Raw genomic sequence first — 17,095 nt, 5'->3', positions numbered from 1 at the left:
GCACTCGCACGAAGGTTCAATGGCGACACGACACGCCGTCCCCGCGCTGGTCTGTGCCATCCTCTGTGTGCTCGCGGTCGTCGCACCGGTCACGGCACAAGGCCCGGTGGCGGGTCCCGGGGTCGAACCACTCGTCCAGCAGGGCGTCCAGCCCGACAGCACGCGTATCGTCGTTGATGTCGATGCGAGCGGCGACGCTCGCTGGGAAATTCAGTATCTGACCCGACTCGACGGCCAGAACACCACCGACGCGTTCCAGTCGTTACAGGACGACGTGCGGGCGAATCCGGACGACTACACGGCCGCTTTCGCCGACAGAATCAACTCGACGGTCGCCGCCGCGGAGAACGCGACCAGCCGCGGGATGACCGTCACGAACGTCTCCGTCGCGGCGGAGACGCGGTCGCTTCCCGATAGTTACGGCGTCGTCACGTACTCGTTCGACTGGGGGCACTTCGCCGCGACCGACGGCGACCGCCTCGTCGTCGGCGACGCCATCGAGGGCTTTTTCCTCGACAGTAGCACCCGACTCATCGTCTCGTGGCCCGACGCCTACGGCACGGTGACCGTCGAGCCGACGGCTGGCGAGACGCGCGAGAACACGGCTATCTGGCGTGGTTCCGAGACCGACTTCGTCTCGGGCGAGCCGAACGTCGTTCTCGAACGAGGCGCGGCAGAGACCGGAACACCGACGCAGACCGCCGAAGAGACACCGGCCTCCGTTGACGACCCGTTCCCTGCGACGACGCTTGCCGCCGCTGTCGTCGGTCTCGTCGTCATCGTCGGCGGTGCCGCGCTGTATCTACGGTCGAACGGACTCGGCGACTCGTCGCCTCCGAGCGACGAGTTGGCGACCGGGGGCACCGAATCGGCTCTCACGAACGAGGGGGGCGACGACGCATCGGCCACGGTCGTCGATTCGGACGCCGACGGCCCCGCGACCGACGCCGAAGAACCGGCCGACGGAGCCGCCACCGGGTCGGATTCGACATCGGAGTCGTCGCCGCCGTCCGAACTCCTCAGCAACGAAGAGCGCGTCCTTCGGCTCATCGAATCCCGTGGCGGGCGCGTCAAACAGCAGGAGGTCGCCGGCGCGCTCGACTGGACTGACGCCAAGACGAGTAAAGTCGTCCGCGGGATGCGCGACGACGGCGTTATCGAAGGCTTCCGCCTCGGCCGCGAGAACGTCCTTCGCCTGCCCGAAGACGACGCCGATTCCAAAGACGAATAAAAAGATTACGACCGTTCACGGTGGTTGGGTCGCGTTAATCGGGAGACGAGAGCGGGTTCGGCCCACTGTCCGAACTGCGGTTGACTGGCGTTGATTCGCGGCCACTGCCGCACGTTTATATTGATACGGGGGTCCCATCACGACGTAATGAGCCGACGAACTGTCGCACTCGTCGCAACACTCGTTTCGATTGCGATGGTGGGTGCGCCCCTCGCTCTCGCCGCCCCGGGTAGTGTTCCGCAGACAGCCGCTGACGCCGCCGTTTCTGACGGCTCTCCGGCATCACCGCCCGCACAGCAGTCGTCGAACGAGAGCACCGAAACCGCCGAACGCGACTCCAACGCGACCGGTACGGTCTCGCCCGGACAGCAACTCGCGGCGGTCATCGGTGTACAGGGGTCCGAGACGAACGGCGAACTCGACCGGCGGACCTTCGAGACGCGACTGTCGAACGCGAACTCGAACGACTCGAAAGCGGCCGTCGTCGCCGACCAAGTAGCGACCGTCCGCGAGCGCCTGCGCGACCTCAGACAGCGCAAGGCTCGACTCGAAGCGCGCCGCGATAACGGGACGATTTCCGAGGGGTGGTACCGTGTCGAACTGACTCGCACGGTCGCCGATATCGAACGCACGACGTCGCTTTTGAATCGGACGTCCGCCGCCGCCGCGTCTGTCCCTGCCGATTCGTTGCGGGACCGCGGCGTGGATACCGACGAACTCGATAGACTCCGCACGAACGCGAGCGAACTCTCCGGCCCGGAGGTCGCTGAAATCGCCCGCGGTATCGCCGGTGACAGACCCGGACGCGGACTCGAACGGCGAGCGGACGAAGCTGGCGGCCACGACGAGGACGAAGAAAACGAGTCGGCCGCAGACGGTAGCCGACGACCGGACGACGTCGGCCCGGAGACGGTTCCCGGACCACGAGAGTCGGCACGAAACGAGACAGACGAGAACGAGACTAACGTGACTGGTTCGGGCCGGACCGTCGGGACCGACGAAAACGAGGCCGACGCCACGGACTCGGCCGCCAACCCGGGGAACCGAGGCGAGGGTGCCAATCCCGCCGACGGCGACCGCGGGACCGACGCGAGGGGACCGTCTGCTGACGACGCGAGAGCGAAAGACGCCGACCGCAACGGCCCGTCTGCCCCGGCAGACGGCGTAGATTCGAGCACCGACGCGGACGGAGACACGTCCTCCGACCCGGGCGTTCTAAACGGACCGAGCGAGACGACCAACGACGACGAGGAAACGTCGTCCACGGGCGACTTGGACTCCTGACCGGGCAGACCGCTATCCCGTCTCCCGACACTGTTTAATATCCCCATCCTGTACGTCCACACTGTAATGTCGGAAGTCTGCTCGACGTGCGGGCTCCCTGAAGAGCTCTGCGTCTGCGAGGACGTCGCTAAAGAGTCTCAGGAGATTGTCATCCGCATCGACGAGCGCCGCTACGGAAAAGAGGTTACAGTCATCGAGGGATTCGACCCAAAGGACGTCGATATGGACAGCCTATCGTCGGACCTGAAGTCGAAGTTCGCTTGCGGTGGGACCGTGGAAGACGATTCCATCGAACTCCAAGGCAACCACCGCGGCCGCGTGGAGGACTTCCTCCGCGAAAAGGGGTTCAACGTCGCGTGACCGACCTCTAAGCTAGCCCGACGTCGAGTTATTTTTGGAACTATCCGGTCGTGAGCGACTGCACTCGACAGTCGCTTTCTCTGCTCCAAGACGGTTAGCTGTCCGACCGTTCTTCGTGTGTGTGTTCGCCCTCGTCTCCGTCTCCGCCTTCCTGTCCGTCTTCGTCTCCCCTCTCGACTCCACCCTCGTCGAACCCTTCTTCGAGCGGGCCGTCCCACGCGTCGAGACCGCCAGCCATGCTCTCGATTCGCGCGCCTTCGGTCCCCTCGTAGGCCGAGAGCAGTCGAACCGCCTGCACGCTGGCTTCCCCTCGCGGGCAGACGGTGACGATGTGGTCCGCTCCCGTCACGCGCCCGAGGCTTGCCACGAGATCGACGAGCGGAACGTTGATACTGCCGGGGATGTGGCCGAGTGCGAACTCCGCGTCCGTGCTCACGTCCACGACGAGTGGCGGGTCGTCGCCGTCGAGAAGTGACTCGACCGCCGCGGGCGTGACTTCGTCGTCCGGCACGCTACAGCAGTCCCTCCCGTCGCGCGAGCAGGACGCCTTCGAGGGTGGCGTCGTTCGTCGGCGATTCGAGCGCCCTTTCGACTGCGTCCTCGATTGGCACCGAGTGAACCGAGAGGAACTCGTTGTCGTCCAAGTCGCGTTCGACGGGGGTGAGACCCGCCGCGAAGACGAAGGCGCGTCGGTGCCGAAGGACGCCGGTGGAACACCACACGTCGCCGATGACCGCGGCAGAATCCGCTTCGAAACCGGTCTCCTCGCGGAGTTCACGCAGGCCGGCGTCGGTGAACGATTCGCCCTTCTCGACGATTCCCGCGGGCAGTTCGAGTTGCGTCTGACGGATTGTCGGGCGGTACTGCTCCACGAAAACCACGTGGTCGTCGGCGACGGCGACGACGACGACGGCGGAGGCCAGTTCGGCCCAGTAGTAGCGTTTCGTGGTTCCGTTCGGCTGTTCGACGAGGTCGTACCCGCCAGTGAACCAGCCGGTCTCGTACTCGATTTCGGATTCGAGCACCGGCCACTCGGGGTCCGAAAGCGGTTCGTGTCGGCGACCGTCGTCGGCCGGCCGGTCGCCGTCCGCTGGCCGACCGCCACTTTCCTGCTCGTCTTCGGTCATCGGTCGCCACCCTCGCTTCCTTCGCCACCAGGGTCGTCAGGGTCGGTGTCGGTGTCGGTGTCGTCGGCACTCGCTTCGCTTTCGGTCGCTTCTGTGCCCAGAATCGCGTCGCGGTAGAGCCGTCCGAAGGCGTTGCGGCGGAGGGTACTCACCGCGGCGTCGCGCTCGTTTTGGAAGGTCGTCGCAACGACCGTCTCGGCGAACGGAACCGCGTGCCACGCGACGCGCTCTACGTCGGGGTTGCCGAGTTCGACAACCTCGTACTCCGGATGGCCCGAACACCAGTCGTCGAACTCGGCCCGCGAGCCGACGTGAACCGCCAGCGACTCGGCAAAAAGCGCGTTTCTGACGGTCTCGATGACGTCGCCGGTGACGCGGTCTCGGTACTCGTCGCGGTCGAACTCCATCGCTTTGGCCGTCTCTCTGACGACGACCTGCGCCGTCGGTCCGGCGCGGTCGAAGGCGGCTTCGGCGTCGGCGAGCGATGCCGGCGCAATCGTCCCGTGGGTTTCCATCGCCCGTCGATTCGGGGGCCGGGCTTACGACTCTTTCTCGTCGGCGTCGTCATCTCCGTGCTCGTCGTCGGTTCGGGACGCGTCCGCATCACCGTCGTCGTGCATCTCCTCGGTGAGCGACCTCGCCTCCTCGAAAATGCGTGCCGCATCACCGGACAGGGGTTGCGACTCTTCGCGGCCGCTGAACTGTTGTGGCGTCCCGTGGTCGTGGCCAAACCCGTGGCCGTGGTCGTGTTGGTGCCCGTGGCTTCCCCGTCGGTCAACCGTATCTTCGAACACTTCGTCGAACTCGCGTTCCTCGGCGAACTCGGCGACGACGGGACCGAGCGACTCGGGGTTCATCGTGTTCCAGTCGGTCGCATGGTCGTCCAGCCACGTCTCGTGGTCGTCGCCGTGGACGATTGCTTGCAACGCGAGGTGGTTTGCGAGATGCGTCTCGTCGCGTTGTGGAGCGTCGCAGACCGGACAGGCGTATCCCATACCGGTCGATAGTGGCTGGCCGTACCAAAACCCGTCGCAGTGTCGTCAAAAGGAAGCAGACGGCCGCGGCGTCCGCAGTGGTGTGGCTACGGACTGCCGACGGGGTGCCACGGCGCGTGCCTCCGATGGTGTGGCGCTGTGGTGATGGTGATACTGAGTAGCGGTGCTGTTAGGCGGCTCTGACCATGACCGTTCCGTCGGCCCAGACGGTCACATCGCAGGTTGCGTACCGAAACTGGACGTACCCTCGGGCGGACCCACCGGGCCCGTGTTCGCCCGATTCGCTCGCCGCTGGTGCCCGGGCCAGCGGGGCGAACAGTTGGTTGAGCGAGTCCGGGTCGATGGCTTCAGAGAGTGGTGGAAGCTCGGAAACACCCATCTCGGTCAGTTGGGCGGTCGCCGAAACGACGGTCACGGCGAGGGTCTCTCGGCCCTCCCAGTCGTGTCGAGCGACGACTTCTTCGTTCGTTCCGGTGTTCCATCCAACGTTGTTGCCCTGTAGTACGCGAGTCTCGTCCATGGTGTTCGGTTCGTGTCGGTGCCTCGCCGACAGTTATCCCGATGTGAGTCGCGGATAAATTCCTCGCTGCTATCCAGCTAGTAGTGGTATCTGCGTGCACTCTACTCACCTAGAATCTCAACTGAGACACAACTGGTAACCCGTGTCACTCGAAGACGTATTCGACGAGTTTCCGTTCGGCGGCGCGGAGGTGGTACTGGAACGTCGGCGGGCTGATATCGAACGTTTCGGCCAACTTCGCCGCGGTACTGCGGCGCGGCCACTCGTAGAACCCTGCGAGGTGGGCCGCTCGAATCGCCTCGTGCTGGCGGTCCGTCCACGCGTCGCGTATCTCGGAGTCGAACGTCGCCGGCGTCGCAACGCCGTCCGTGTGCGTCCGCCGCGACAAGAGTTTCGACCCGGGGTAGTTCGCGTCGAGCGCATCGACGAACGACCGGACATGAATCCGCTCGGGGACTTCGACCGTGAGCGTGGTCTGGGTTTTCGACGCGTGAAGCGCGCGGAGAGTCGCTTCCGAGGCGTACAGCGTCTCGAAAAGTGACTCCCGTGGCAAGCGGAGTTCGAACATGTGGTCTGTCCCGTTCGTCGAAAGCGGTCTGGCTCGGGTCGCAACGTCTTCGCCCGCGGCGACCACCTCCTCGGGGGCCGCGTCGGTGACGACGAACGCGATGACAGAGCCGTCGGACTGCGGGATGACTCCCGTGAGACCCACTTCGCGTTCGACCCGTTTTGCGAGTCGCGTCAGCGATAGGCGGTCACCGCCGAGTTGAAGCTGGAGCTGTGTTTTCCGCTCTGTGAGCATCGCGTCGGCGCGGTTCGTCGCGGCGATGACGTAGCCCACGGTCTCACCGAGTTCCGTCAGGAGTCCGTCCTCGTTCGAGACGGTGTCTCGCTCGTTGGCGTGGACGACGAACAACGCCTCGACCCGATCGTCTGCGACCGCGGGAACGACCGCGATGGACCGGAATCCGTAGGTGAGAGCGTCGCCGCGGTGGTCCACCCAATCGGGGTCGTCGAGCACGTCGACGACCGTCTGTATCTCACCGGTTTCGATGGCGTCCGTGAGGAGGTCGAAAAGCGGTGGTTTCGTGGCCACTTCGCCGAGTCTGTCGGCGTAGGCGGCGTCAGCGCCGTGGACAGTGTCCGGTGGCGGCCGGAAGTCGGTATCGACGGCGGTGGCTTTAGCGTGCCAGACGATGGCGTACGAGTCGGTCTCGGCGAGATGTTCGGAGACGGCGGTGAGCGCCTCGCCGCGGGTCGGCGCGTCGATGAGCGACTTGACGATATTTCGGATGGTCGTGTTGACTTGGTCGAGTTTCGCTATCGTTTCGTTCCGGTCTGCGAGGTCCCGTTCTTGCTGCGAACCTCCGATTCGGCGGCGATTCGGTCCAATACATCCTCGACGGTCGCCGAAAGTAGGCTCACGAGTTCGATATCGACATCGGTCGGGGAAACGGCCGTTTGACTGCCGGTGACGAGGACGCCGTGGCGGCCGAACGGCGCGGCGATACTCCGTCTCCGTTCTCGACCGCCGTCAACACTGTCGTCAGCCACACCCTCGCCCGTGTCGATAACGCGAACCTCACCGCTGGCGAACGCTTCCCAGACGCCGCCACTGTCGGGCCGTTCGGTCGATGGTTCGCCCGCGTCCGCTCCCACGCCACCAAGGCGAGTGAGTGCATGCCTGCCCTCGTCGAAGGCGAACACCTCGGTTCTGGCGCCGTCGAATATCTCGTCACAGGTATCGACCGCGACGGCGAGGACTGTATCGCGGTCGGGTGCGCTCATCAGTTCGCGCGTCCGCTCGTGGAGGGTCGACAGCAATCGTTCGGAGCGGTGACGGTGAGTGACGTCGCGGAGCACGCCGACAGAGCCGATTACGTCGCCGTCCTCGACGATTGGCGTCCGGTGGTTCTCGACCCGCACCGTGGGACCGTCTGCGGTCTTCAGTTCGAATTCGACCAGTTGCGTCGCCGTCGCATCGACCGCGCCATCGTCACCGCCAGTCGCCCCATTGTTACTGTCGGTCGCGCTGTCGGGTCCGAGGATATGTTCTGCTGGCGAGCCGATGACCTGTGTTTCCGCCCGTCCGGTGAGGCGCTCGAACGCGGGATTGACGGCGGTAAATTGGCCTTCGGCGTCGAGCGTGTACAGCGCGTCGGCGGCGGTCTCTATCATTCGGCTGTCTCGTTCGGCAGTCGCTTGCTGTCGTTTCCGGTCCGTGATGTCCCCGATGCGGGCGACGAGACCGGCCGACTCGGGATACGCTTCGACGGCGTACCACGATTCGAGCGGGTCGTATCGCGCCTCGAAGCGTGTCGGTTCCCCCGTCTCCATCGCCGTCTCGAACTCCTCGCGGAACGCGCTCGACTGCGGGACGTCCCAGATACGCCGTGTTGATTCTTCGGTAGTCGAGATACCGAGGCTGTCCCGAGCGGCCGGATTGGCGTAGGTAACACGCCAGTCGGCGTCGAGTGCGACTATCGCGTCGTCGGTTCGGTCCACGACCGCGAAAAGCGAATCCCGGCGGTCGGGGTGTGTGACCCGTGTGTCGCCTCGTTCGGAAAGCACCCGTTCGACGCGGCCGGCGGTTCGGGCGGCGGCGTCTGCGCCGTCGCACACGGCGTAATCGGTCGCTCCCGCGTCGAGGTACTCGCGGGCGGCGCGTTCGTCTGTGACCGCAACGACGACCGGCACGTCGAAGCCGCGTTCGCGGAGGTTGCGGACGAACATCGCGTCGTCGCGCTCCGGCGACGAGGCGACGACGAGACAGTCGATTGCCGACGCGTCGGTGTCGAGTTCGGCGCACGCGTCGTCGCCGCTTCGGACGTGGCGGACGCTCGTCTCGTCGGAACGTGATTTGAGCGACGATTCGAGAGCCGCGACGAAATCGTCGTCGCTCACACAGAGCACTGCGGCGGACGATGGCACAGTTGAGCTACGACTGCAGGTGTGATAAGAATCACCACGGTGTCTCAGGAATCTTCAGTTCGATTGCCACTCTCCGAGGTCCAACACCATGATGTAGGCGTCTTCATCGTCGCCGTAGTAGCCGGGGATTCGGCGTGCAGGCTCGAAGCCGACGCTTCGGTAGAGTTGTAGCGCCGGATCGTTGGAGACGCGTACTTCTAGTTTGACGACGGCCGCGCCGTCGATGGCCATCGCCGCGAGCGACTGGACGAGCAGTTGGCGTCCCAGTCCCTCGCCGCGGGCGTCGTCGCGGACCGCGAGGTCCTTGACGTGGCCGATATCGTTGCCGTGGTTCGGCATCACGTCGGCGACGACGTAGCCGAGCACGTCGTTCCCGCGGGCGGCGACGAGAAATGCGGGTTCATCGACGAACAGTTCGAACGCCGAGTACGGCCACGGCTCGGAGAAACACGTCCGCTCGATGCGGAGCACGTCGAGCAAATCGGCGCGTTGGGCCTGTCGGACGACCACGCCGTCAGCGAGTACGTCGTCGAACTCCCTCACTGTCGGCGATACGTGACGGGCACGCAAAAACACGCGGCTTTGTGTCGGGCGGTTTCGGCCGCGTCGAAGAACATGTCGGGACGTCGCTCACGACAGGTTGGGTGGCGCGTCCAGCGCGTCGCGGTCGCTCGCCGGCCGAAAAACGTGAGAACGTTGGTGTTGTGGACTTAGTCGTCCGCGGGCGCGGCGCCGCCTTCGGCCTGCTGTTTCGTGAGAGGCAGTTTGCCACCGGCGGTGAGGATACGGCGCTCACGCTCGGAGGCGTGTAGGTTCGTCGTCGCTTCCCAGTCGTCGTTCACGCGGATGGTGAATTCTTCTTGACCGGATTTGACGCCTGCGGCCACGTCGTCTACGATTTCGACGTCGTCGCCCTGTTCGAGCTTCTCGTAGGTCTCCTCGTCGATGGCGAGAGGGACGATACCGAAGTTGAACAGGTTCGCCTTGTGGATGCGAGCGAACGACTGCGCGAGAACGGTCTCGATACCGAGGTACATCGGACACATCGCGGCGTGTTCACGGGAGGAACCCTGTCCGTAGTTCTCGCCAGCGACGAGAACACCGGAGCCGGCTTCCTTGGCGCGCTGGGCGAACGTCTCGTCGACACGCGAGAGCGTGAAGTCCGAGAGGCGCTCGATGTTCGAGCGGAACTTGAGGATGTCGGACGTTGCCGGGATGATGTGGTCGGTCGTGATGTTGTCCTCCATCTTCAGGAGCGCCTCACCGGAGATGTCGGCACCGAGCGGGTCCTGCAGTGGGACTTCGCCGATGTTCGGGCCCTTGATGAGGTCGTCGTCGATGGCGTCTTCCGCGTAGATGAGGTCCGTCTTGGCACCGTCGTACTCGTCGGGGAGTTCGATGCCGGGCGATTCGAGGTCGTCGAGTTCGTCGGCGAGGTCTCGCGGGTCGATGATTTCGCCTTCGAGCGCCGCGGCGGCGGCGACCTGCGGCGAGCAAAGGTAGACGTTGTCGTCTTCGATACCGGAGCGACCCTCGAAGTTGCGGTTGAAGGTACGCAGGGAGATAGAGTCGGAAGCGGGCACGTGGCCGATACCGATACACGGACCACAGGTCGCCTCGGAGACGTTGACACCGGCGGCCATCATCTCGGCCGTCCAGCCTTCGCGGGCCAGAATCTCGCCGGCCTGCTTCGAACCGGGTGCGATGATCATTTCGAGGTGCTTTGCGACTTCGCGGCCTTCGAACATCTTCGCGGCCGGGAGGATGTCCTCGTAGCCACCGTTCGTACAGGAGCCGACGAGGACCTGCTCGACCTTCTTGCCGGCGACTTCGCGGACGGGAACGACCTTGTCGGGCATCGACGGGCAGGCGATGAGCGGTTCGAGGTCCGAGAGGTCGATGACGATTTCGTCGGCGTATTCCGCGTCGTCGTCGGCCGTCAGTTCGACGTACTCGTCGCCGCGACCCTGGCGTTCGAGGTAGTCTTTGGTCTTTTCGTCCGTCTCGAAGATGGACGAGGTGGCACCGAGTTCGGTACCCATGTTGGTGATGGTGGTTCGCTCGGGCACGGTGAGCGATTCAGCACCGGGACCGGTGTACTCGAAGACCTTGCCGACGCCGCCTTTGACGGTCTCGCGTCGGAGCATCTCGAGGATAACGTCCTTCGCCGAGGTCCACTCGGGAAGCTCGCCTTCGAGGCGGACGTTGACGACTTCCGGCATCTCGACGTAGTACGCGCCGCCACCCATGGCGACTGCGATGTCGAGACCACCGGCACCGATTGCGAGCTGGCCGAGACCACCGGGAGTCGGCGTGTGCGAGTCGGAGCCGAGGAGCGTCTTGCCGGGTGCGGCGAAGTTCTCCTTGTGGACGTTGTGGCAAATACCGTTTCCGGGTCGGGAGAAGTGGGCACCGTATGTCCCGGCCGCGGAACGGAGGAAGCGGTGGTCGTCCGTGTTCTTGAAGTCGAACTGGTATGTCTGGTGGTCGCAGTACTGGGCGGCGAGTTCCGTCTGCGCCTCGTCGAGGTCGAGTGCCTCGAACTGGAGCCAGACCATGGTCCCAGTCGTGTCCTGCATGAGGACCTGGTCGATTTCGATTCCAATCTCCTCTCCGGGGGTGAGGTCACCCTCGACGAGGTGGTCCGAGAGAATCTTTTCCGTGAGCGTCTGTCCCATAACAGCCGAATGTCGATGGTCCTCGGATATAAATCCCGCGTACTTCCCTATCTTCAAACGTGAAGAATACCGCCGTCTCCGGGTTTTTAGCGTCTAAGGACCATTAAACTCCTTTGTGGTTCTTCAATGTCAACCGTCACCGAGGGTCGTCTTTTTCGACGTGTTTAGCATCGCTTTTGGTCTCCCCTGACGCTGACCAACCATGTACCGCGCTGGCTCATTCGTCGCACAGCACATCTCGCCGGTCACCGACGAGCAGGTCCAACCGAACGGCGTGGACCTGACGCTCGAATCGGTGCTCGAACAGGTCGAACCCGGTCGCCTCGGCCGCGACGGAAAGACCGTGGGCGAGCGACGCAAACTCGACTGTGCCGACTCCGACACCGAGACCTACAGCCTCGAACCCGGCGGCTACGTCGTCCAGTACGCCGAGACGGTTCACATCCCCGAAGCACACGTCGGCTTCATCTACCCGCGGTCGTCGCTGATGCGGAACTCGTGTATGCTCAACACCGCCGTCTGGGACGCCGGCTACGAGGGGAAAGGGGAAGGACTCCTGCAGGTACACCACCCCATCGAACTCGACCGCGGTGCTCGAATCGCCCAACTCGTCCTCACGAAGGCGAACCACACCGAGACCTACGACGGGAGCTATCAGGGCGAACGAACAGAGCCGGCTCCCTGAGCGTCTCGGCCCACCACAACATCCTGTCTCGGCCGACGTTCTCCGCGACGGCGAATTCGTTTCAAGTCATTGGCTACCGTACTGCTAGCCTGCGGAGGGGTAGTGTCCGGGCCGAGCGAGGGGCGACCTGCAGACCATACCTCCGCAACTTCCTCCCGACTGGCATTTTTCCCGGTGAGCTGACGTTCCGACCCGAACCGTCGCGGCCGAATGGTTTTTCACCGACGGCCGAACCCGCATCCCTCGTATAAACACGCTTCGAGCGGCGTACCAATGTTCCCTGACCCAAAGGCACATTTACGCGCATACCTAAGTGCGCCCAACACTGATGTCACGGAGTCCATCTCTCCCAGAACGCCCTCATCTCGATCTGGACCCCGAGATGTCGGATGCAGAGCGTCTCTCTGCACTCCGCCAACACTTCGAGCGCATGGTCGAGGTCAACCGCGAACTCACCCAGCGTCTCCAGACGGCCGACGACCGACACGCCGAACTCGTCGGCGAGGTCGATCAGATGAAAGCCCGCAACGAGGCACTCAAAACCGCCTCGTACTACATCGCCACGGTCGAGGAGTTGACCGACGACGGCGTCATCATCAAACAGCACGGCAACAACCAGGAGGTGTTGACCGAGTTCGCACCGAACCTCAACTACGACGAAATCGAACCCGGGGACCGCGTCGCCATCAACGATTCGTTCGCCGTCCAGACCGTCCTCGACGATGAGACAGACGCGCGTGCGCAGGCGATGGAAGTCGTGGAGTCGCCGACGGTCACCTACGACGACATCGGCGGTATCGATGAGCAGGTCCGCGAGGTCCGCGAAGCGGTCGAACAACCGCTCGAAAACCCCGAGATGTTCGCGGAGGTCGGTATCGACCCACCCGCGGGCGTGCTCCTCTACGGCCCGCCGGGAACCGGCAAGACGATGCTCGCCAAGGCCGTCGCCAACGAGACGAACGCCTCGTTCATCAAGATGGCCGGCTCGGAACTCGTCCAGAAGTTCATCGGTGAGGGCGCGCGTCTCGTCCGCGACCTGTTCAAACTCGCCGCCGAGCGCGAACCGGTGGTCATCTTCATCGACGAAATCGACGCTGTGGCATCCAAGCGGACGGATTCGAAGACCTCCGGCGACGCCGAGGTCCAGCGGACCATGATGCAACTACTCTCCGAGATGGACGGCTTCGACGACCGCGGCGACATCCGCATCATCGCGGCTACGAACCGCTTCGACATGCTCGACGAGGCGATTCTCCGCCCCGGTCGCTTCGACCGCCTCATCGAAGTTCCCAAGCCCGCCGTCGAGGGCCGTCGCCGCATCCTCGACATCCACACCAGCGATATGAACGTCGCAGACGACGTGGACCTCGACGCGCTCGCCGAGGAACTCGACGACTACTCCGGCGCTGATATCGCGTCTCTCACCACGGAAGCTGGGATGTTCGCCATCCGCGACGGCCGGACCGAGGTCACCGGTGCCGACTTCGACGCCGCCCACGAGAAACTCACCAACGTCGAAGAGTCCGGAACCGGACCAATCACCGGATTCACCGACTACCAGTACTGAGTTACCCGCGCGCCGACGCCATGCTTTGCCTTCCCGCGTGTTCGGTTCGGAGGTGACACCCACGGCGACGCGCACTGTCTCACGATTCTGTTCGACACACTATTGAGCCGACGGTACTGAAGTCACACACTATTGATACCGGGGCATCAACACCGGCCGGTATTGAGTTTGCTTCGTCAACACCGACTAGTATCGAATTCGCCCCGACGACACGGACTGCTACGAAAATCCCCCTGCTAACACCAACCGGTATGGAGACGACGGGGGCTTTACTCCCGCCGCGGGGGCGCGCATCCGTAACCCCCTTTTCCACCGACGCGAGAGTTTGGACATGAACACGATTCGCGTCGTCCGCGGGGTCGGAACCGCTCCGACGGAGATGGCTTCGTACGACGCCGCTCTCGCCGCGGCGAACATCCACAACTACAATCTCGTCGCCGTCTCCTCGGTCGTCCCCGGCGACGCAACCGTCAAGGAAGTCGATGTCGCTCCCGACCTCGGTCCCGCCGGGAACCGACTGACCGTCGTCCAAGCCCGCCAGACGACTTCGACCCCCGGCGAGACCGTCGTCGCCGGACTCGGTTGGGCGACGGGGACCGGTCCCGGCCTGTTCTACGAGGCCACCGGCACCGACGAGTCGGCCGTCCACGCGGCGGTCGCAGACGGTCTCGACGCGGGCAAGGGTCTCCGAGACTGGTCGTTCGACGACGAACACGTAGCGCTCACCGCGGCCGAACACGAAGGCGAGGGTTACACGACCGCGATTACGGTCGCCGCCTACGGCCAGAGCGAATCTATCTTCTGAGCTGGACTCGCGTTCGTATCCACGTCCACGTTCGCCACTCGCCAGTACTGTTTCTTTTCTGAACACTACCACGTACTTACCGATGTACTCATCACGTGGTATGAGAATCAGTTCCGCATGAGTGGGGATGCACGATTCGACCTCTCGCCCGGACGAGTGGCACTCATCTACGCCGCATTCGGCTTTCTGTGGGTCGCTACGAGCGACTGGGTGGTCGCGCAACTCCCCAACCGACTGCTTCTTCAGACGTTCAAAGGGTGGTTCTTCGTCGCCTTCTCGGCGGGTCTCGTATACGTGCTCGTCGGGCGCAGTCGCTCGGAACTGCACCGCACGACCGAGCAACTCGAATCGACGCTCACGCATACGAGCGTCCTCCACCGCATCCTCCGACACGACATCAGAAACGCCTGCACGTCGATTTTAGGCTACGCGGAACTCGTCGAACCGCGGTCAGACTCCCCAGAAGGCGTCAACCCGACGGACGCGATTCGAGCGCGTGCGAACCGATTGGTCGAGGTGAGCGACGAGGTTGCACTGCTCAGGTCCGTCGAACTGGCGGAGGGAACCGCCGTCCAAATCAACCTGTCGTGCGCAGTCGCCGACGCGGTCGAAGACATCGAGATGGAACACGACGACGTGTCCGTCTCGGTCGATTCACCGGCGGAACTCGTCGTAGAGGCGCACCCGGCGCTCCCGCGGAGCATCATGGAACTGCTCGAAAACGCCGCCGTTCACTCGGGCGACGATGTCACTTCGATCGCCGTGACCGTACAGGAACTCCCTGAAACGGCGCGTGTCGCCATCCTCGACGACGGTCCCGGAATGCCCGGAGCCGAGCGTGAGGCGCTCGCTTCCGGGTCCGAAACGCAACTGAACCACACGAGCGGTGTCGGTCTCTGGTTGGTTCGGGCTATCGTCGATGCCTCCGGTGGGTCGCTCACTATCGAGACGGGAGAACACAGCGGGACCGCCGTGACAATCTCGCTTCCGCGTTCGTCGTAAGCCCCCGTCTCTCGCCGCCCCGCGACTGGTTCGCCGTCTCTCTGCTTCGACCGCCGTCTTCCCGCCGCCTCAGAGTTTCGGCCTGATGTATCCGGCACCGACCGACGACGCCTTTTTACACGTCCTTCCCGTAGCGCAGACGACTGATGAACGGGAACAACCCATATGCGGGCGCTCCCGGCGTACCTGGTGCCGGTCAGCCGTCGCAAGACCGCGAACTGACCGTCGAACAGATGGACTCGCTCCGGCGAGCGGTCGCAGGTATCGTCTCCCGAACCGAGTCGTATCTCCCCGAAGGGTTCGCCGTCGGGTCCGAACTCTCGACTGCGTCGAGTGGCCCGTTGGCCACCGTCGCCGTCCACCCACCCGTCGGCCACCCCGTCAGCGCCGGTTTCTCACCGAACGCCGACGACCTCGACGCCGGACTCGCTGACGAGGACCGCGACGAAGTCGCCCGCGGACTCGCCGCCAGCGCCGCGTTTCAGGTGATGAGCGCGGTCGGCGACGACCTCACGCCGGCCGCCCGATAACCGCTCTCACCGCAAGTAGACGCGGTACCGCCGAGATAGTTCGTTTTCGCTCGTTCCGCCTCGTGCGGTCGCATCTCACGCCGTCTCGACTCGTTTGAGCTGTCGTGTCGCGCTGTACTACACGTCGTCCGCGTCGTTATCCACTGTCTCGCACGCGCTGTTCCGTGCTGTCTGTTTTCGCGTTGCGAAAAAGGGAGACCGAAAGAGCCGACGCCAGACAGCGGACCGATATCCCTCTCAGACGAGCGTGTCGCGCAGCGTGGTCAACACGATGAGACTCCACAGGAATATGCCGAACCCGTAAAACAGGAGGCTGACGCGAAGCGAGGTATCCGTATTCAGGGTCGATTTCAGGCCCGGCGTCGAAGGCGCCGCTTCTCTCCCACCCGTTTCACCTGCGTGTTCGGTTTGGGAGACACCCATCTGTCCGACGGCACCCCCGCCGGCCGCAACGAGCAGAAGGCCGGTCCCCACCAACAGGACCATATACATTCCCGAGTGCGTTGTGTGATATGTTATACCCACAGTGAGAAGGCCGAAGAAACAGGTATAGAGCAGAACTGGTTTTCGGAGCGGCTTAAGATTCATGCGTAACAACCGTGCCTAAATGTCCTATCAATGATATTTTATATCTTGGGTCGGTGGGATACCGTAAACGGTGCTCGGGTTCGACGGCCGAATAGTCGCGTTTGCACGACGGCGCACACTCTATCGAACGCTATCGGGCGACCGGCTGTGTCCCCAGTCGAAACCTACCCTCGGGTGCGTGGGGAAAGAGAATCACGGACCCGGTCCTCATCGTGTTACAACGGGAACAATGCACTTTACGGATGGGACCGTAGGTGTCATATGGTTTCTCTTGTCGACTACGCGGACGAGATTGGACCGACGGCCATCATCCTCGTCGGCCTGGTGTTGTTCCTCATCCCCGAACCGGCGACGTCCACCTTCGGTGCCGGGTTGATGCTGTTCGGCGCGGCGTACTGGTTTTGGGAGTGGAATCGCCCCTGACTCGCCGTATCACACGTCGCGTTTAGACGCTTCCACGACGGCGGTTTCGACCGGTATCGTCGCGGGTGTGTGCGACCCTACTATCGAGTGGGACGTCGGTTCGCTTCGGTGCCGCAGACCGCGGTGTCGTCGGTGCGGCGACGAACAGCCCATAGGCGAGGACGAGCGCTGAGGCGAACCCCCCGGCACCGGCCGTCAACGAGAGCGGGTGGCCGGTGAGCATCCCGACGGCCACTCCCAAAAAGAGCGGAACCGGGAGCGCCACGAGGATGGCGTCGTACCGTGTCTCTGAGACGATGCTGTCGCTATGGGATGTTCGTTTGCGCATGATTCTACCTCACTGTACCCTATTAGATAATAGGACAAATT

Annotated in this window: 20 protein-coding genes; 9 read left to right on the top strand and 11 right to left on the bottom strand. The window is 63.8% G+C overall.

What is annotated here, in order from left to right:
- Positions 1 to 19 precede the first annotated feature (19 nt).
- The 3 genes from C440_RS05110 (at position 20) to yciH (ending at position 2,875) form a co-directional block, all read left to right on the top strand.
- Positions 20 to 1,231, top strand: coding sequence for a helix-turn-helix transcriptional regulator (locus tag C440_RS05110; protein ID WP_008318911.1), 1,212 nt, complete (start codon positions 20 to 22; stop codon positions 1,229 to 1,231).
- Positions 1,232 to 1,378: 147 nt separating this feature from the next.
- On the top strand, positions 1,379 to 2,515 hold the full coding sequence (locus C440_RS05105) for a DUF7096 domain-containing protein (protein ID WP_008318909.1): 1,137 nt from the start codon (positions 1,379 to 1,381) through the stop codon (positions 2,513 to 2,515).
- Positions 2,516 to 2,581: 66 nt separating this feature from the next.
- On the top strand, positions 2,582 to 2,875 hold the full coding sequence (gene yciH, locus C440_RS05100; RefSeq protein WP_004976316.1) for a stress response translation initiation inhibitor YciH: 294 nt from the start codon (positions 2,582 to 2,584) through the stop codon (positions 2,873 to 2,875).
- Between the two features lie 94 nt (positions 2,876 to 2,969).
- Here yciH and C440_RS05095 read toward each other — a convergent pair whose 3' ends face one another.
- The 9 genes from C440_RS05095 to C440_RS05060 form a co-directional block, all read right to left on the bottom strand.
- Positions 2,970 to 3,386: a rhodanese-like domain-containing protein gene (locus tag C440_RS05095; protein ID WP_008318907.1), complete on the bottom strand. Its 417-nt coding sequence runs from the start codon at positions 3,384 to 3,386 to the stop codon at positions 2,970 to 2,972.
- 1 nt (position 3,387) lies between these two features.
- Positions 3,388 to 4,002, bottom strand: coding sequence for an NUDIX hydrolase (locus C440_RS05090; RefSeq protein WP_008318905.1), 615 nt, complete (start codon positions 4,000 to 4,002; stop codon positions 3,388 to 3,390).
- Positions 3,999 to 4,517, bottom strand: a complete 519-nt coding sequence (locus tag C440_RS05085) for a DUF5809 family protein (RefSeq protein WP_008318903.1) — start codon at positions 4,515 to 4,517, stop codon at positions 3,999 to 4,001. The genes C440_RS05090 and C440_RS05085 overlap by 4 nt, the downstream gene beginning before the upstream one ends.
- A gap of 24 nt (positions 4,518 to 4,541) precedes the next feature.
- Positions 4,542 to 4,997, bottom strand: coding sequence for a DUF5810 domain-containing protein (locus tag C440_RS05080; RefSeq protein ID WP_008318900.1), 456 nt, complete (start codon positions 4,995 to 4,997; stop codon positions 4,542 to 4,544).
- Positions 4,998 to 5,166: 169 nt separating this feature from the next.
- Positions 5,167 to 5,517 (bottom strand): HalOD1 output domain-containing protein, encoded by a 351-nt coding sequence (locus C440_RS05075; RefSeq protein WP_008318898.1) that lies wholly within the window; start codon positions 5,515 to 5,517, stop codon positions 5,167 to 5,169.
- A 145-nt stretch (positions 5,518 to 5,662) separates the two neighbouring features.
- Positions 5,663 to 6,715, bottom strand: a complete 1,053-nt coding sequence (locus C440_RS18180) for a bacterio-opsin activator domain-containing protein (protein ID WP_338035386.1) — start codon at positions 6,713 to 6,715, stop codon at positions 5,663 to 5,665.
- Positions 6,716 to 6,837: 122 nt separating this feature from the next.
- Complete coding sequence (locus tag C440_RS18175) at positions 6,838 to 8,421, bottom strand: PAS domain S-box protein (RefSeq protein ID WP_338035385.1); 1,584 nt, start codon at positions 8,419 to 8,421, stop codon at positions 6,838 to 6,840.
- An 81-nt stretch (positions 8,422 to 8,502) separates the two neighbouring features.
- Complete coding sequence (gene rimI / locus C440_RS05065; RefSeq protein ID WP_008318893.1) at positions 8,503 to 8,991, bottom strand: ribosomal protein S18-alanine N-acetyltransferase; 489 nt, start codon at positions 8,989 to 8,991, stop codon at positions 8,503 to 8,505.
- Between the two features lie 167 nt (positions 8,992 to 9,158).
- The gene (locus C440_RS05060; protein ID WP_008318891.1) at positions 9,159 to 11,126 is read right to left on the bottom strand and encodes an aconitate hydratase; all 1,968 of its coding nucleotides are present in this window, start codon (positions 11,124 to 11,126) and stop codon (positions 9,159 to 9,161) included.
- Between the two features lie 202 nt (positions 11,127 to 11,328).
- Between C440_RS05060 and C440_RS05055 the strand changes: the two genes are divergently transcribed.
- The 5 genes from C440_RS05055 (at position 11,329) to C440_RS05035 (ending at position 15,715) form a co-directional block, all read left to right on the top strand.
- Entirely contained in the window at positions 11,329 to 11,811 is a 483-nt protein-coding gene (locus tag C440_RS05055; protein ID WP_008318889.1) for a deoxyuridine 5'-triphosphate nucleotidohydrolase, read from the top strand.
- Positions 11,812 to 12,139: 328 nt separating this feature from the next.
- Entirely contained in the window at positions 12,140 to 13,378 is a 1,239-nt protein-coding gene (gene pan2 / locus C440_RS05050; protein ID WP_008318887.1) for a proteasome-activating nucleotidase Pan2, read from the top strand.
- Between the two features lie 331 nt (positions 13,379 to 13,709).
- On the top strand, positions 13,710 to 14,183 hold the full coding sequence (locus C440_RS05045; RefSeq protein ID WP_008318885.1) for a pyruvoyl-dependent arginine decarboxylase: 474 nt from the start codon (positions 13,710 to 13,712) through the stop codon (positions 14,181 to 14,183).
- A gap of 156 nt (positions 14,184 to 14,339) precedes the next feature.
- Positions 14,340 to 15,185, top strand: coding sequence for a sensor histidine kinase (locus C440_RS05040; protein ID WP_008318883.1), 846 nt, complete (start codon positions 14,340 to 14,342; stop codon positions 15,183 to 15,185).
- Between the two features lie 146 nt (positions 15,186 to 15,331).
- Positions 15,332 to 15,715 carry a DUF5811 family protein gene (locus C440_RS05035; protein WP_008318881.1) on the top strand — a complete coding sequence of 128 codons (384 nt, stop codon included), beginning with the start codon at positions 15,332 to 15,334 and terminating at the stop codon, positions 15,713 to 15,715.
- A gap of 237 nt (positions 15,716 to 15,952) precedes the next feature.
- Here the strand turns inward: C440_RS05035 and C440_RS05030 are convergent, their stop codons facing one another.
- Positions 15,953 to 16,201: a hypothetical protein gene (locus C440_RS05030; protein ID WP_241431993.1), complete on the bottom strand. Its 249-nt coding sequence runs from the start codon at positions 16,199 to 16,201 to the stop codon at positions 15,953 to 15,955.
- 363 nt (positions 16,202 to 16,564) lie between these two features.
- Here C440_RS05030 and C440_RS17660 point away from each other — a divergent pair, with 363 nt between their 5' ends.
- Positions 16,565 to 16,726, top strand: a complete 162-nt coding sequence (locus tag C440_RS17660; RefSeq protein WP_008318877.1) for a hypothetical protein — start codon at positions 16,565 to 16,567, stop codon at positions 16,724 to 16,726.
- 22 nt (positions 16,727 to 16,748) lie between these two features.
- Here the strand turns inward: C440_RS17660 and C440_RS05025 are convergent, their stop codons facing one another.
- The gene (locus tag C440_RS05025) at positions 16,749 to 17,054 is read right to left on the bottom strand and encodes a hypothetical protein (RefSeq protein ID WP_008318875.1); all 306 of its coding nucleotides are present in this window, start codon (positions 17,052 to 17,054) and stop codon (positions 16,749 to 16,751) included.
- Positions 17,055 to 17,095: the final 41 nt, after the last annotated feature.

The organism is Haloferax mucosum ATCC BAA-1512 (assembly GCF_000337815.1).
In the GTDB taxonomy this organism is placed as follows: domain Archaea; phylum Halobacteriota; class Halobacteria; order Halobacteriales; family Haloferacaceae; genus Haloferax; species Haloferax mucosum.
This window is presented reverse-complemented; position numbering and strand designations above follow the sequence as displayed.